9 protein-coding genes and 2 pseudogenes are annotated in these 15,690 nt (G+C 67.0%); 5 read left to right on the forward strand and 6 right to left on the reverse strand.

Annotation, left to right across the window (positions count from 1 at the left end; translation table 11 throughout):
* Positions 1 to 56: 56 nt before the first annotated feature.
* Entirely contained in the window at positions 57 to 971 is a 915-nt protein-coding gene (locus IE242_RS30960) for a YceI family protein (RefSeq protein WP_189865198.1), read from the reverse strand.
* 275 nt (positions 972 to 1,246) lie between these two features.
* Here IE242_RS30960 and IE242_RS30965 point away from each other — a divergent pair, with 275 nt between their 5' ends.
* Positions 1,247 to 1,981, forward strand: a complete 735-nt coding sequence (locus tag IE242_RS30965; RefSeq protein WP_189865200.1) for a DsbA family oxidoreductase — start codon at positions 1,247 to 1,249, stop codon at positions 1,979 to 1,981.
* Positions 1,982 to 2,136: 155 nt separating this feature from the next.
* On the opposite strand, the gene IE242_RS30970 is transcribed toward IE242_RS30965, so the two are convergent.
* Positions 2,137 to 2,595 (reverse strand): ATP-binding protein, encoded by a 459-nt coding sequence (locus IE242_RS30970; RefSeq protein ID WP_189865202.1) that lies wholly within the window; start codon positions 2,593 to 2,595, stop codon positions 2,137 to 2,139.
* 231 nt (positions 2,596 to 2,826) lie between these two features.
* Here IE242_RS30970 and IE242_RS30975 point away from each other — a divergent pair, with 231 nt between their 5' ends.
* From IE242_RS30975 to IE242_RS38955, 3 genes and pseudogenes are all read left to right on the forward strand, one after another.
* Positions 2,827 to 3,681 carry a helix-turn-helix domain-containing protein gene (locus IE242_RS30975; RefSeq protein WP_189865204.1) on the forward strand — a complete coding sequence of 285 codons (855 nt, stop codon included), beginning with the start codon at positions 2,827 to 2,829 and terminating at the stop codon, positions 3,679 to 3,681.
* Positions 3,682 to 3,693: 12 nt separating this feature from the next.
* Positions 3,694 to 3,891 (forward strand): DUF397 domain-containing protein, encoded by a 198-nt coding sequence (locus tag IE242_RS30980; RefSeq protein ID WP_189865206.1) that lies wholly within the window; start codon positions 3,694 to 3,696, stop codon positions 3,889 to 3,891.
* Positions 3,892 to 3,921: 30 nt separating this feature from the next.
* Positions 3,922 to 4,047, forward strand: a pseudogene (locus IE242_RS38955) (IS630 family transposase); the annotation flags it as partial.
* A gap of 1,211 nt (positions 4,048 to 5,258) precedes the next feature.
* Here the strand turns inward: IE242_RS38955 and IE242_RS30985 are convergent.
* The 4 genes from IE242_RS30985 to IE242_RS31000 all read right to left on the reverse strand — a co-directional run bounded on the left by IE242_RS30985 (position 5,259) and on the right by IE242_RS31000 (position 14,450).
* Positions 5,259 to 5,663 (reverse strand): hypothetical protein, encoded by a 405-nt coding sequence (locus IE242_RS30985; RefSeq protein ID WP_229859666.1) that lies wholly within the window; start codon positions 5,661 to 5,663, stop codon positions 5,259 to 5,261.
* A gap of 551 nt (positions 5,664 to 6,214) precedes the next feature.
* A complete protein-coding gene (locus tag IE242_RS30990; protein WP_189865209.1) occupies positions 6,215 to 7,054 on the reverse strand; it encodes an IS5 family transposase in 840 nt (279 codons plus the stop codon).
* Between the two features lie 207 nt (positions 7,055 to 7,261).
* On the reverse strand, positions 7,262 to 7,564 hold the full coding sequence (locus IE242_RS30995) for a hypothetical protein (RefSeq protein WP_189865211.1): 303 nt from the start codon (positions 7,562 to 7,564) through the stop codon (positions 7,262 to 7,264).
* Positions 7,565 to 8,042: 478 nt separating this feature from the next.
* Entirely contained in the window at positions 8,043 to 14,450 is a 6,408-nt protein-coding gene (locus tag IE242_RS31000; RefSeq protein WP_229859668.1) for an RHS repeat domain-containing protein, read from the reverse strand.
* 631 nt (positions 14,451 to 15,081) lie between these two features.
* Here IE242_RS31000 and IE242_RS31005 point away from each other — a divergent pair.
* A pseudogene (locus tag IE242_RS31005) lies at positions 15,082 to 15,690 on the forward strand (VCBS repeat-containing protein); the annotation flags it as partial.

Below are 15,690 nucleotides of genomic sequence, written 5' to 3' on the forward strand. Positions count from 1 at the left end.
GGCAACGAAGAACCCCGGTTGCTTCGAGCGGCCGGGGTTCTTCGCGCGCGTGCCGCCTACTCCGGCGGTGTAGGCGTGTCGTGCGTGCGGTACATCGCCTGGACGTCCAGCTCCAGCTGGACGGTGGGGCCGACGACCGCGATGCCGCGGGCCAGCATCGAGCGGTAGTTGAGCGTGAAGTCCTCGCGGTGCAGCTCCGCCTTGGCGAGGGCCGCGCAGCGCAGCTCCTGCTCGTAGCCGCCGTTCACCGTGCCGAGGTACGTCGTGTCCAGGTTCACCGAGCGGCTGGTGCCGTGCATGCTGAGCGTGCCCTGCAGCGTCCACTTGGAGCCGCCGCGGTAGACGAAGCGGGTGCTCGTGAAGTCGATGAACGGGTACCGCTCGACGTCCAGGAAGTCGGCGGACCGCAGGTGGCCGTCACGGGTGTTGTTGCCCGTGGTGAGGCTCGACGCGTCGATGCGCGCCGAGACCCGTGAGTCGGCCATGTTCTGCGCCACCTGTATGCCGCCCTCGAAGCGGGTGAAGCGGCCGTGGACGTGGGCCATGCCGACGTGCTTGGCGATGAACCGGATCGCGGTGTGCGGCGGGTCGAACAGCCAGGTGCCCGGTGCCGGCAGCTCGAGCTGGCGGGCCGGCTCGAGCGCGACGCGCAGGGTGGGCGCGGACACACCGGCGACGACCTCGACGTCCTGCCGGGTGGGCGTCAGGCCCTCGGCAGCGATCATCATGCTGTAGGTGCCGGGGGGCAGCGTCGCCATGAAGAAGCCGAAGGGGTCGGTGGTGCCACGGGTGGCGACGCGGTGGCTGTCCAGCGCGGTCACCGTGACCTCGGCGCCGCCCATGGGCTGGCCCATGGGATCCACGACCTCGCAGCCGATCGCGCCCGCGCCGGACGGCAGGGGGACCGTGAGACCCGCCGCGGCACCGGAACCGCTTCTGGAACGCCGGCGTCGGAGCAGTCCGAGGACCATGCTGTTCACCTTTCTTCACATGTGTGGGAGTCGCGTGAGAATTCGCTGAACAAATGGTGTTCGCGGTCGCCAATGGCACCCGGCCAACGGGTGCAGGCACATAGGGGCGGCTCATTAACGATCATAAAGCAGCTGTGAGGGGGCGGGTGTCTCAGGATGAGTCACCTGTGAGGACGATGCGGGGGAATACGGCACTCCCGGTGAGAGTTGGCAGGAACCGAGCGGAGGGTGCCTCCGTCTCCTGTGATCCGTACGACCTGGAGAGAGCCGTAGACATGCGCGTCGAGATCTGGAGCGACATCGCCTGCCCCTGGTGCTACGTGGGCAAGGCCCGCTTCGAGAAGGCGCTGGCGGCCTTCCCGCACCGCGACCAGGTGGAGGTCGTCCACCGTTCCTTCGAGCTCGACCCCGGGCGGGCCAAGGGCGATGTCGAGCCGGTGCTGAAGATGCTGTCCCTGAAGTACGGCATGAGCGAGGCGCAGGCACGGGCCGGCGAGGAGAACCTGGGCGCCCAGGCCGCCGCCGAGGGCCTGGCCTACCGCACCGAGGGCCGTGACCACGGCAACACCTTCGACATGCACCGTCTGCTGCACTTCGCCAAGGCGCACGGCCGGCAGGACGAGCTGCTGCAGATCCTGTACCGGGCCAACTTCGCGGAGGAGCGGTCCGTCTTCGCCGACGCCGACGGCCGCCTGGTCGAGCTCGCCGCCGAGGCCGGTCTCGACGCGGACGCGGCCCGCGCGGTCCTCGCCGACCCGGACGCGTACGCCGACGAGGTCCGCGCCGACGAGCGCGAGGCCGCCGCGCTGGGTGCGAACGGCGTGCCGTTCTTCGTCCTGGACCGCACGTACGGCGTGTCCGGCGCCCAGCCCGCCGAGGTCTTCACCCGGGCCCTGACCCAGGCCTGGGGCGAGCGCTCCCCGCTGACCCTCCTGCGGAGCACGGACGCGGACGCCGGCCCGGACGCGGGCGCGGAGGTCTGCGGGCCCGACGGGTGCGCCGTACCGTAGGAGAGGTGACCGTGACCGGGGCCGCCCAGGGGCGGCCCCGGTCCGCTTACGCGGGCATCCCGGGGACGCGCGGACACCCGAGACATGCGCGGCACGATGAACAAGGGCGGCATGTCGGGGAGACCGCGTGCGGTGAGGACCGCTTTGGGCGCCGGTCACGTCATCGTTCCTTGTCCTCCCACTTCGAACCACAAGAGCTTCCCGACGCTCCGGCCATGCGCATCGCGCCCCAGAGACAGGCCGCCCCACACATCGGCGTGCAGCTGTACGAGATGCAGCCCGCGTCCATCCTCGGCGCCAGCCGGGGCGGGGGCCACGCGATCCCAGGGAGGCTTGCCGAAGGGAGCGGGAACGTACGGATGACTGTCCCGGACTCCGACACGCAACCGCCCGCCGCCCAGGGCTGCGAGCCGCAGCGCGGCAGGCCCTTTCGTGTGGCGGTAGACGTTGCTGACCAGCTCGGACGTCAACAGCTCGACAGTGTCGAGGACTTCAAGTAGTCCATGTCCGTGGAGTGCCGCCCGCACGGTCATACGCGCGACCCGTGCGGCGCGGGGGTCATGCGGCAGGCGGAGCGCGTAGACCCAGGTGTCGGGCGGGGATACGGTGACCATCGTTTGCCTCCGAACGCGAGAGAAGTCTGAGGTATTCGGTGACGGCCGTGCCGGGCGGTGGCAGTGCCTGGGGTCAGGTGCGCTTCCGGCTTATGGACGCGGGCTGTTGAGTGGTATGTGACCACCGTAGGACAGAGGGTGAGATACATCTCACTGAATGCGTGAGAAGAATCTAGTCTTCACCTGTGTGAGGGAGTGTAGACGCCGTGTCACGACCAGAAAGGAAAGACAGTGCCGCCCACCAGCAATCCCACACTGAGGCAGCGGAGATTAGGCATTGAGCTGCGCAAACTACGTGAGCGATCCGGGCTCACCGCCACTGCAGCCGCCGTGCTCCTCGGCGTCAACCAAGCGCGCGTGAGCATGATCGAAACCGGCCGTACGCCTGTCAGCGCCGACCGGGTTCGATCCATGGCACACGCTTACGATTGCACCGACGAGTCGCTGATCGAAGCCCTCGCCGCGATGACCGGCCGACGGGTACGCGGCTGGTGGGAGGAGTATCGCGAGCACGTACCAGCCGCGCTCGTCGAGCTTGCCGAACTGGAGCATCACGCCGTCGCGTTGCACGCGGCGCTCGTCATCCACATTCCGGCACTGCTGCAGACCACCGACTACGCCCGTTCTCTGTTCCAGGCAGTGGTGCCCCCCATGCGGCAGTACGAGATCGAATACCGCCTCACGCACCGCATCAAGCGGCAAGGCGCCCTCCACCGGGAAGACCCGCCCCCGTACACGGCAATCATCCACGAGGCGGCCCTCCGTATGGGCTTCGGTGGTCCCGCTGTCTCCCGAAGTCAACTCAAGCACCTGATCGACATGAGTGAACTCCCCCACGTCACCGTTCAGGTGGTTCCCTTCGGCACAAGCAGCTTCCCCACCACAGGGCAGTCCTTCGACTACGTCGAGGGACCTGTCGCACAGCTCGACACGGTCCAGCTGGATTTGCAGCATGGAGCTTGCGACTTCCTCGACGCGGAGATCCAGTTGAGCAAGTACCGTGCCGTACTGGAGCGCATGGGCTCGTGCGCGCTGAGCAGCACAAAGTCACGCGACCTAATTCACCGTTGCTTCAAGGAGCTCTGAGAGGAACTGGCCGTGCAGACCGTCCACTGGCGCAAGTCCACTTACAGCGGCGATGGCTCGAACTGCGTCGAAGTGGCCACCGCTCCCACCGCCATCCACATACGCGACTCCAAATATCCCGCTGCTCGGCAGGTCTCACTGTCACCTACCGCGTGGGCCACCTTTCTCGTGTATGTGTCAGGGAGCACGCCACGGCACCCGCTGAACTGAGACGAGCGGCGGCAACTTCTCAACAGCCGCCCGCACGACAACACCGTCGAGCGGATCTGGGCCGTCCTCAAGGCATGCCTGGCCAACATCGCCACCACCTGGCCCGGCCGCCAACAACAGGTGCGTACCTTCTTCCGTGCCCGCTCACCCGGCCAGTGACTGACCACCGCAGCCCTTTGGGCCAGCCCCTGGTTCCCGGCCAGTTAACGACAGAGCTTCTGAAATGAGCTCAGCTCATGACCATGGCGCACACCGCGCAGACGGCCGCCGTCAGCAGCATTGCCTCCGCGACGGCATCAGCCACCAACTTGCGCCGCCCCGGGCCGTCCGCCCCGGGCACTCGTCGTCCTCTGTTGCGATACCTCTTGAGTTCGGTGGCCGCCCTGTCGAAGGTTTTGAAACGCGGTTGAGCAGCGAGCCGGCGAAACCGACCACGAGGTATTCCTCACCCTCGGTGTTCGCCGCTCTCTCCCCACCGAAACGTACCTGTAGCGTGCCGTCGTCACTGACCAAGCCCCCATGAATCATTGCTGATGGAACGATATGGGTGCGCAAGGGGGTTGATCACTGCGAGCGCGCCTTCAAGCAGTATCACTTTGCTGTTAGCGACGCGTCCGGCAACTCCAGCGGGTATCACGTATACAGGTATTCGTTGCCATCCGGTCCGGAAACTACCCGTACACACGGCGACGCTCATCCAGATTCCCGGCTTTACGATGAAAATATCGAAGAATATCGGCTAGGAACGCCGTCTCGGTACGGTCATCTTCACTTTCGTTGTGAATTGGTGTAGCTGGTGACGCTGCGTCCCCTTGACATATGTGTACTTCACGCCGGTCTGCTGCTGGGCGTCGCAGTGGGCGGCTGGCTTTCCGCCGCGTGCTCGGGTGACCTTCTCGTAGGCCCGGCCGAATTCGACCTTTCTCACGTCTGCGGTGCTTCCGGGGCCGTAGGTGCAGTTGTAGGCGCCGGAGAACAGTTGCCGTAGGCCTGCCCGGTCGGGTCGGAGAAGATGGCGGGGTTGTTGTTGGCGTACCAGTGGGAAACAGATGGCAGGGGAGCCGTGTGGCTGTCCCTTCCGTCCCGCGCCCTGCGTTGTTCACCATCAGGGAGACGTGTAGTGGCACTACAGGGAACGCACACCCTCAGCGCCCCTCCCTCTATACGGCGATCCCACCAGTCATCGCAGGGACATTTCGTCCATGACCAGCAGTTATGAGGAACGCCTGGAATGATTTCCTGTGCCGCCAGCGCCAGTATCCCGTCATTCCCACACCCACACCCATGCTCGCCGCGCCCGTCACTATTGTCGGAACAAGCAGCATCCCTATACCTGCAGAAATCTTGTATGAGCCAGGAGCCGCACCTTATTCCGATCCGCTCCTGCCCAGAGCTGTGATCACGTGTTCCAACTCATTCGGCATCACGGCAACGAGAACAGCACCTTCGGAAGAGGTGCACTCGACAATCCGGGAGCCGCCATTGATCCTTACTGCTTCGCGCAGCGAAGGTGAACGCACGCTGACCTGCCGCAAGCCTGCTGGAAGTGACACTGCCGCACCGGCCCTGGTGCGGGGCTTCCAGGCCGTCGTCGAGGGGCCGATCACCATCCGTCCTCGGAGCCAGCGGCCTGCCACCGAGGGATGCATGAGCAGGCAGGGAACCTCGATCACATCTCCCTGAGCGGCACTGTCCGCACGCTGCTTCGCCTTCCGGTGGAACAGCCAGCCCACCAGCCCGGCCGCCACCAAGGCAATCACTAGTTCGATCACTGGATCATTCAATCAGCCCTCGCTCCGAGTGCCGAGCCGGCACGATGCCTCGTCCACAGCGTTGACAACCGCAATCTCGCCTTCACTGAGCTTCTTCGAGGCGGCGACCGATCAGGTGACGGTCCGCGAGGTGCAACAAGCGAGTCCCCCGGACTGTTGATCGAGATGTCTGACGTCTCAACCACGCTGCTCGGGGGCTTCGTTGGTCATCTATCCTGCCTGTGAGGATGAGGGGTGCCTTCCGCGGCGCGGTCTGGCCCGTATCCTGCCTGGCTCCGCGTGGATGCCTTGAGTGCGATCTGCCGCCCGTGCCGGGGATGGTGCAGCCGTCGGGCGGGCGTGCATGTCCGCATAGGGGCCTTGCATCGGCACCGTCACAGGTCTGACCGTCGTGCCGCCCGGCGTGCTGTTGTCTGCAGCTGCGGCGGAGGGGAGATGGTTGCCGTGATCGTTCCTGTGAGGCAGTCCGAACAAACAGAGATCATTGTCGGGGTGGACACGCATAATTGATTGAGTGTTTGGTTCGCTGATTGGCGTTCGGTTCCGGTGGGTTAGGTTCCGCGCCAGTTCGGGGCGGCTTCGCCGGTGAGGCGGCGGGCCATGAGGTCGATCATCGCGAGGTGAACCATGGCTACCGAGCGGTGCGGGTGCCGCTCGTAGTCACGGGTGAGGCGGCGGTGGTGCATGAGCCAGCCGAAGGTCCGCTCGATGGTCCACCGGCGCGGGATGACCACGAATCCTCGGCTGCCCAGTGGGCGGGAGACGGGCTCGACGTCGATACCCAGGGTGGCGCCGTGGTCGATGGCGGTGGTGCGGTAGCCGGCGTCGACCCAGGCCTTGCGGACGTGCGGGTGGGCGGCGGCGATGCGGGACAGCAGGCGGATTCCGGCTGCGGTGTCGGAGACGCTGGCCACGGTGACAGCCACGGCCAGCAGCAGGCCGAGCGTGTCGCAGCCGAGGTGCCGTTTGCGTCCGGTGATCCGCTTGCCCATGTCCAGGCCCTGGCCGACGCGGGGCACGTTGGCGGAGGTCTTGACGGTCTGGGAGTCCAGCACGCAGGAGGACGGCTCGCTGTCGCGGCCCTCGGCCTGGCGGAGCAGGCGCCGCAGCAGGCCGTTGAGCCGCTCGAAGACGCCGTCGTGCTGCCAGGCGGCGAAGTAACCGTAGACCGTGGCCCAGGGCGGGAAATCGTGCGGCAGATAGCGCCAGGGGATGCCGGTGCGGTCCACGTACTGGATCGCGTTCATGATCGAGCGCAGGTCGTGCTCGGCCGGTCGGCCGATGACCAGGCCGCGGCCGCGGCGCTCGTCCCGCCAGTCGGTCAGCACCGGTTCGATCAGTGCCCAGCGCTCGTCGGACAGATCGCTGGGGTAGCTCCCGCGGCGGGCCATGTTTCCGTAGTACTGCGTGGCAGCCGCTCCGGCCAGCGGGCAAAGGGCCGCCGACCGGGGGCGGTCGGGATGAGGCGGGAGGCGTCGGAATGAAACGGCTCCCTGCGGCCACATCACAGGCGCATTGGCACATCTATCCCTGGAGCCTCGAAGCGGCCGAGGCTGGAAAAGATGACACATCGCGGTCAAACAGGGATAAACACGCAATCAGAACCAGTTCCCCCAACCGAAGGTGGCTATGTATGCGCGCGCAAATGTATTCCTCCCCCGTGCACCGCCAGAACGGATGATAACCAGGGCAAGCAGGAACCAGGTGGCGAATGCGCCGACCACGATGAGTCCGTAGCCGACACTCCAGAGAAGGCTGACCACGGTGACGGCAACGACCGTCACCGCAAGGCCGACGTCTGCCGAGGGTCGATCTTCATGGAAGACCGCCGGCATCGAGAAACTCCTGCTTACGGTGTCCTTTTCTTCTTCCCCCGCACCTTCGTCTCGGGCGCCCTGCATCGAATATCACAGTTCCTCTCTCGTTGTGTCAGTTGCTGTCAAAACAAGATAGTTGGCGTCAGTCTCGCTGACTGGAACCTACTCGACACCTCCGGGGGCGCGTATGACAAGCAGTCGTCCTCCCGGTTTCCCGACTCCGCGTTGACGTCACAGCTGAAGGGGCAAGCCGGAGGTCCAGGAAGGGATCGGTGAGGTAGTGGATTGACCTGTTCTGCGATATGGATCTTTGTGTGACGCTGCGACTGATCGAGGCGGCCGAGGATCTCACGTCGCCACGATCGGTGACTCCTGCGCGACGTCGTGCAGTCTTGCGGGCAGTGATCGTCAGGATTGCTTCGATGGTGACTGCAGGTCGGCTACTTTCCGATCAATAGGACGAATGGCGGTCATGCCTCATTATCCGTCCTTCGCTTACCCAGTCGTGATGACAGCGGGTGCCGGGCATGGTCAACCCGGCACCCGCTAGGTCGGGGAACGTTTACCAGAGTCCCTTGATGTGGTCCCTCACCGTCGAGCCCCAAGACCTCCAAGGAACACCAGCCAGCAGCGGATCCGATGCTCCTCTACTGGTGAGTCCAGGGCCGGCTATTCCCTGCTTGGCCCCTCCGTGTCGGAGTACGCTTACCATCCCTCGCCCGAAGGTGGCGCCGAAGAACATGCCTTTTGCCTCTGCTTTGGCGGTTCTGTACAGGTATTGGGATGCTCCGCGGCTGCGCTCTTCTTCGCTGGCCACGGCCATGTGGGCTCCAAGGCCGGCCACGAAGAGAGTCGATGCGCCGACGATGAACAGGCCGCCTCCGCAGACCACCGACGCGATGCACGCCGTCGTTCCGACGGTTGCAAGAGCGCCAATTCCGATGTCAATCCCCTTGTGCTTCCACCAATCAAGGCTCGTCACATCGTCTGTGAAGGAGTTCCAGCGACCCTTGAGAGAGGTTCCGATTCCGCTCCAGAAACCACTTTCCTTCTCGTTCTCTTTGGCCTGTTTCTCAGCCTTTTCTCGTTCCATCTTGAGCTGAGCCAGATAGCGCTGATACTCCTTCTCCCGCTGCTGCTGAAGTTTCTCCGCCTGACTCATCTGCGACTTGGTGTAACTGGTGACACCACGTCCCTTGACGTAGGTGTACTTCACGCCGGTCTGCTGCTGGGCGTAGTAGTGGGCGGCTGGCTTTCCGCCGCGTGCTCGGGTGACCTTCTCGTAGTCCTGGCTGAATTCGACCTTTCTGACGTCTGCGGTGCCTCCGGGGCCGTAGGTGCAGTTGTAGGCGCCGGAGACGCAGTCGTCGTATGCCTGGCCCGTGGGGTCGGAGAAGGTGGCGGGGTTGTTGTTGGCGTACTGGTAGGCGTTGTGCTGGGTGGGGTCGGCGGAGAGGAAGAGGGGGTCGACGGAGAGGAAGCGGCCGGTGGCCGGATCGTACTCGCGGGCTCCGAGGTGGGTGTAGCCGGTGGGGTCGCTGGTGCCGCCGAGGAAGCCGCGGTCGCCGGGCCAACCGGTGGAGCCGGTGGTGGAGCGCTGGCCGCCGAAGGGCAGCTGCTTGCGGCGGGTGACGGCCTGGCCGGTGCCGAAGGCCACGGCGATCAGGGCGGTGCCCTGGTGGTCGGAGAAGAGGAAGGAGTAGCCGGCCGAGGTGCGCACGGCGACGGTCTCGGCGTTGTGGGTGTAGTAGCGGGTGGCCTGCTTGGCGCCGGCCGCGGTGACGGTCAGTTCGTTGTCGGCGGGGAGGTAGGCGGTGGTGGAGCCGTCCGACTGCCGGGTGAGCATGCGGTTGCCGGAGGAGTCGTAGAGGTACTCCGTGGTCTTGCCGTTCTCGGTGACCTCCTGCAGGTGGCCCTCCGGGTCCCAGATCAGGGCCTGGCCGTGCGCTCCTCCGGTGCGCCCGGTGGTGTTGCCCGTCTCGTCGTAGCTGAACGTCTCGGTGCCGGCGTTGCTGCCACCGGTGGTGGTCACCGAGCGCAGGGCGTGCGGCTGGGCAGCGGTGGCCTCACCGGTGACGTAGTCGCTGGTCAGGGTCGCGGCGGCGCTGGTCGTGGCGTGCTGGACGAGCTTGGTGCGGTTGCCCGCGTCGTCGTAGCTGTAGGTGTGCCAGTAGGAGTCCGCCCCGCCCACCGTGCTGCCGGTCGGTGCGCCGGTGCAGGTGTCGGCCGCGTCCTTGGTCGTCCAGGCATCCGTCAGGCGCTGCAGGGCGTCCGTGGTGAAGCACTGGGTGTCGTGGGCGACCGTGTTGTCCTGACCGGTCGTGGAGGCGATGCGGGTGGTGTTGCCGGCCAGATCGTAGGTGTAGCGGGTGTCGTCGATGCGCAGGGCCACGTCGCCGTCGAGGGTACGGCGGGTCAGTTCGCCGGTGTGTTCGTCGAACTCGCGGCTGTTGTAGACCTTGCGGCCCAGAATGCCGTACTCGGTGCGCACCGGGCGGGCGAAGGCGTCGTAGCTGGTGTTGTTGACCAGGGTGACCTGTCCCGCGGTCGTCTTGATCGGCTGGTCGCCCTCGCCGTAGACGGTGGTTACCCGCTCCGAGGGCAGGTTGCCGATGGCCGGGTGCAGGACGAAGATCTGCGCGCCGGTGTAGTTGTTGTAGCCGAAGGTCCAGCTGTAGCTGCCCGCCAGGTTCCCGGCCGAGACCGGGAGGGTGGTGGTGGTCTGGGTGGGTTGGTAGCGGTCGTTGTAGGTGTCGATGCGGGTGGTGTAGGCCTGGCCGTCGACGTAGCGGGTGTCGGCCGCGGGCTGGCCTTTGGCCGCGTCGTCGTAGGACCAGGCGGCGCGCACGGTGCTGCCCTGCTTGAGCTGTGTGGTGCGGCCCAGTGCGTCGTAGGCGGTGGTCAGGGTGATGCCGCGGGCGTCGGTGGCGGTGACGGGGCGGTCGGCCTCGTCGTAGGTGGTGCTGGTGGTGCCCTTGTCCGGGTCGACCGCCCTGGTCTGCCGACCGCGGGCGTCGTACTCCCAGCTCCAGGCGGTGCCCTCCGGGTTGGTGATCCGGGAGAGGTTGCCGCGCGGGTCGTAGGTGTAGGTGGTGGTCAGGTACTTCGTGCGGGCGGCGTCCGTGTAGGCGCGCTTCTCGGTGGTGCGGCCGAGGGCGTCGGTCACCGTGGTGGTCGCGGTGCCGCCCTTGGGCGGGACGACTGTGGTGCGGTCGCCGCCGTACTCGGTGGCGGTGCGGCGGGTCTCGTCGCCGTTGCGCAGGGCCAGGGCCGCGGTGGTACGGCCGGCGCCGTCGAAGCGGTACTCGGCCGCGGCGGGGACCTTGGTGTCGTCACCGGTCACCAGAGTGGCGGCCGGGGCGCCGTCGGCGTAGTAGGGGCTGTAGGTCTTCCAGACCTGGCCGCGGGTGTCGTAAAGGGTTTCGGTGACGACGCGGCCGGCGCCGCCGGTGCCGAGGGCCAAGGACTGGGTCTCGCGGGCGCGCAGCAAGCCGTCGTAGAACGTGTAGGCGGTGTCGTACGCGCCGTCGAGGTTGATCGTCCTGCTGGTGACCACCGTCGGCTTGGTGCGGGTGATGCTGTAGGCGAACTCGGCCGACGGCTGGTCCGGGTGGTCGGCCTTGGGCCAGCCGGTGTCCCAGGCCTTGGTGAGGCGGCCGAGCGCGTCGTAGTCCATGTCGGTGCGCTTGCCGTTGGCGTCGATGGTCGCCGTGGTGACGCCGCGCAGCGGATCGGTGATTTCGGTGCTGGTGTGGCCGAGCACGTTGGTGGTGACCGTCTGGGTCGGCGTCTGGCCGGTGGGCGGGGTGAACTCGATCCTCGTGGGGGCGCCTTCGGCGTCGGTGGTCCTGGTCTGGCGGCCGTAGGCGTCGTAGACGTTGGTGCTGGTGGTCACGTAGCCGGTGCCGGCACCGTCCTGCTCTTGGGTCTTGGTGATGTCGCCCTTGGTCGGTGCGGTGGTGGTGTCGGTGGCGTCGTCGTAGTAGGTGCGGCTGGCGGAGATCAGGTCGTTCGGTAGGGACGGGGTGGTACCGCACGGCTTGGCCACCGTCCGGGTCTCGGCGACCAGGTCCAGCAGGTTGCTGCCGGTGTTGCGGACGTAGCTGGTGGTGGTGCACCGTTCGTCGCCCGATTTGGTGGTGTCACCGGTCTCGGAGACGGAGTCGACCATGCCGTAGGAGTCGAATGTGCGCGTGGTCCTGGTGGTGCGTGGGGTGCTGCTGCCGGAGACGGCGGTGCGGGTCTGCTCCTCCTTGGTGCCGGTGCGCCAGGCGTACACCGTCGGCAGGTTGTCGGCGCTGCGCGAGCGGGTGGCCGTGGCCGCCGAGTGCCAGGGGGTGTAGCTGGTGGCGGCGATGAGGGCGCCGCCGTCGCCGTTGTAGGTGGCGCTCTCGCGCTTCATGCCCGCGAAGGATTCGTGGTCGGTGACTTCGGTGCCGGCGGAGTCGGCGACCTTGGCGCCGTCGATGCCGCGGAAGTAGCGGTCCTCGGCCAGCGTCTGCTTGCCCTCGGCCGGGTCACCGGTCAGGGTCTGCACCCGGGCGTAGCCCAGGCGGTTGCCCCAGGTGCGGTGCTTGGCCTTGGTGAACTCGTCGTCGTCCTTAGCCCAGGCCATGCCGTCCAGGTAGCGGTAGTCGGTGCGCTTGACCGGGGCGCCGGCGACGTCGTCGGATTCCAGCATCTGGGTGACCACGTAGGTGTGGAACCAGTCCTGGTACGGCTCGAAGCCGGCGGCCGGGGCGTCCGGCGGCGACCAGATCACCGGGTAGCAGCGCTTGGTGTTCGACGCCGGGCTGGGCAGGGACGTGGCGGTGCAGTCGGCGGCCGAGTAGGTCACGCCCAGGGTCGATCCGGTCTCGTTCTCGATTGCGCGGACCCGGTAGCGGTTGTACGGCGGGATCTCATCCACGGCGCCCTCGACGCGGTTGGGCAGCTGGATGCCCTGCAGGGTCACGTCGGGCAGGGTGATGTCCGTGCCGCCGGCGTGGGCGGTGCGGGTGATCGCCGCCAGCCACAGCGCCGGGTCCGTCCCGTCCCCCGTCGAGGGGAACTGGTGCTTGAACGTCCAGGTGTCGACCTTGTGCAGGGCGCCGTCGTCGAGCGCGTAGGTGGTCACCCCGGTGAGCATCTTGCGGGTGAAGTAGGAGGGGGAGGAGTTCCCCTCGCAGGTGGACGACGCGGTGCAGTACTGGTCGAAGGGAACGTCCGGCCAGTTCTTGGCGTTGGCCGAGGTGAACTTGTTCGCGGCGCAGTCGAACGTGGCGGTGGGAAGACACCGCTCGGCGACGGTGAACTCCGCCTTCCCGGCGGGCTGCCCGTAGTAGGCGGTGCTGCGCAGCCCGTACTCGATGCGCTTGAGGTGGCCGCCGCGAGTGTAGGGGGTCAGCGTCCCTTGGTAGCTGCTGTTGACGTTGCGCTGGTAGTGGTTGGTCTCCTTGTCCCAGTAGTAGATCATCGCGTTGCCGTGCGGGTCGATGACCAGGTCCAGGTTCCAGCGCCAAGCCTGCTGGCACCAGGAGTCGGCGAACGTCGTGGCGTGGCAGGGTTCACCGCTCTGGTTGCCGTACACCGGCACGGTCCAGGTCGAGTTGGTCTCGTCCTGCGCGGTGCTGTAACCCGCCATGCGGTTGTAGCCGAAGTAGTAGCGGGTGCCGTCCGGCGTGGTCACGAGCCAATACTCGTTGTCGTTGTCGCCGTTGGCGCGGCCGGAGGCGGTGCCGCGCGTGATCCGGGTGCCGTCGTCGTGCTTCTTCTTCCAACCGCCGGTGGCGTCGTCCCTGACCAGCTCGCTGGACTCACCGCCCAGGCTGAGGGTGGCGTTGTCGCTCTTCCAGCACAGATCGCCGACCTTGGCGGTCGGGTTGTTGCCGTCGGTCTTGTCGTCCTCGCACGGGACGTAGCGGCGCTCGATCGAGCCGGGCGTCATGGACCAGCCGTCACCGATCCAGTTGGCCTGATTGTTGGTGGCCGCGGTACGGCCGTCGACGGACTGCGAGGAGTACGACAGCCCCAGGTCGGGGGTCAACCCGCCGGGCACGCTCGGGGTGGGCATGTCGTAGCTCCAGGAGAAGCCGCCCGAGGAGCCGCCCGCCGTCCAGTTGCCCGAGGGGGAAAGTGGGCTGGCGGAGAAGTCGCCGGTCGGGCCGGAGGCGGCCGCGGCCAGGGCCACGAGCGTCACGCCGTCCGCTGCGGCCAGCCCGGTGGCGGATCTCTTTGTCTTCGCCGGGGCCACCAGCGTCTGCGGGGCCGTCTCGGCGGCTTCCGACGGGCCGGCCGACGGCGCGGCGGACTCTGCGGAGGCGGTGGAGTCAGAGGACGCGGTGGTGCCGGAGGACGCGGGAGTGACGGCGGTGAACGGGACATCGGCGGAAATCTGCTGGGCTTCGACGTCGTTCGTCACCGCCAGCGGCGTTCCCGGCTTGCACTTCGTGGACGCGGGATCGGCCAGCGCGCAGTCGTCCACCACGGACGCGGTCAGCCGTGACGCCCAGTCGCCGCCGTACATCCCGGCGAACGACGAGTAGTCGATCCTCAGCCGCGCGGTACCGTCGGCCTCCTTGGCCGCGGTGCCGCGCACGGCCAGCAGCACGCCGTCCACGCCCGCCTTGCGCGCCGCGTCACGGTCCAGGACCTGCACGTCGAGGGCGTCGACCGCGTGGGCGGCACGGGCGGACCTGCCCGGGGATACGAGCGCCACCGGCAGGCCGCCGACCTGCGCGCGTGCGGCCTTGGCTCCCGGTGTGGGCGCCTCCAGGCGGGCCTTGTCGGCCTCGGGCCAGTGCGCCTTGGCGTCGGGCTTGTGGTTCTTGCCGCGGGTCTGATCGACCGGCTTCAGCGGCGAGGTCTTCACCTCGTCCACCGGTACGGGCTCGGTCTCGGTCAGCTTGCGCAGCTCCAGTTCCGCCGCAGCGGCGACGGGCCCGCCCAGGGCCCCGCTGAGCATCAACGTGGTGACGCCCACCGCGGTCATCCGGTGCACGGAACGTCTGGAGAGCGGATTGGAGTTTCTCCTCCACCGCATGATGGATTCTCCCCCTGCTTCTTGCTTGGACATAAACGTATGGACTTTAGCCAAGGAAAGGGCAAGGAAAAGAGGGCCCGGCTGAGTAAATTGATCATCTCGTGATCATGGTCGCCCGGGTCGCCCGGGTTGCCCGGGAATGGGGTCAGGTGGGAGGCGTGAGGGTGTCTGGGTGGCGGCCGGCCGGAGCCCCTGTACGTGCCTTTGACGTGGGGTTATGTAATTGTCGTCTATCGCCTGTAGCGGACAATGGAGGCAATTTTGCACGCTTGTGGATCTTTATGTATTTTTGGTTTCCATATACAATCACCATCCATTCGCGCTAGTCATCTGGGTAAAGCACTGGCATACTCAGTTACCGAGAAAGCGGTTCGACAGGATGGAAAAAACGACGGCCGGCGTGCGCTCGAAGAGACGAAGAGCGCGAGTAGTTCCGGTCTTCCTCGCTGCGATCATGGCAGCCTGCGCCCTGCCTCTGACGCTACCGGCACCTTCTGCCTCGGCCACCGAACAGGCCACTGCGGATGCCGAGTCGACGGAGCAGTGGGCGTCGGAGGAGGCTGCCCGGACAGGTGAGCCGGTGGAGGTGACGTCCCGGCGCAGCGAGACCTCGCAGGTCTTCGCCAACCCCGACGGGAGCTTCACCCAGGACAGCTACGCCCTGCCGCAGTGGGTACGTCAGGGCGGTCGACTCGTCGACATCGACACCACCCTGAAGCAGCAGGGCGACGGCAGCTACGCTGCCCGCGCCACCGAGGTCGGCGTGGAGTTCTCCGGGGGCGGCGACGGTCCGCTGGTCACCGTGGTGAAGGACGGCCGCAGCATGGCCTGGTCCTGGCCGGACGCGCTGCCCGAGCCCGCCGTGGACGGAGACACGGCCACCTACCCGGAGGTCCTGCCCGGGGTCGACTTGAAGCTGAAGGCCGGATCGGCCGGCTTCAGCCAGCTCCTGGTCGTCAAGAACGCCGAGGCCGCCACCCACCCGGAGCTCCAGAGCATCGCCCTCAAACTGCAGGCCGACGGCCTGGACATCACAGCGGACGAGCACGGCAACCTGCAGGCCACCAACCCCGCCGGCCAAGAAGTGTTCACCGCCCCGACTCCGCTGATGTGGGACAGCTCTACCGCTCCGGCCGCCCGCATAGCCAGCGCCCCCACCAGCCGCACAGCGGACGCGCCCCCCGCACCG

This window comes from Streptomyces poonensis (assembly GCF_014650915.1).
Taxonomy (GTDB): Bacteria; Actinomycetota; Actinomycetes; order Streptomycetales; family Streptomycetaceae; genus Streptomyces; species Streptomyces poonensis.

Coding starts and splice junctions, on each gene's coding strand:
- IE242_RS30960 (WP_189865198.1), bottom strand. CDS start 971: ATGGTCCTCGGACTGCTCCGACGCCGGCGTTCCAGAAGCGGTTCCGGT.
- IE242_RS31000 (WP_229859668.1), bottom strand. CDS start 14,450: ATGACCGCGGTGGGCGTCACCACGTTGATGCTCAGCGGGGCCCTGGGC.
- IE242_RS30995 (WP_189865211.1), bottom strand. CDS start 7,564: ATGCAGGGCGCCCGAGACGAAGGTGCGGGGGAAGAAGAAAAGGACACC.
- IE242_RS30965 (WP_189865200.1), top strand. CDS start 1,247: ATGCGCGTCGAGATCTGGAGCGACATCGCCTGCCCCTGGTGCTACGTG.
- IE242_RS30970 (WP_189865202.1), bottom strand. CDS start 2,595: ATGGTCACCGTATCCCCGCCCGACACCTGGGTCTACGCGCTCCGCCTG.
- IE242_RS30990 (WP_189865209.1), bottom strand. CDS start 7,054: ATGGCCCGCCGCGGGAGCTACCCCAGCGATCTGTCCGACGAGCGCTGG.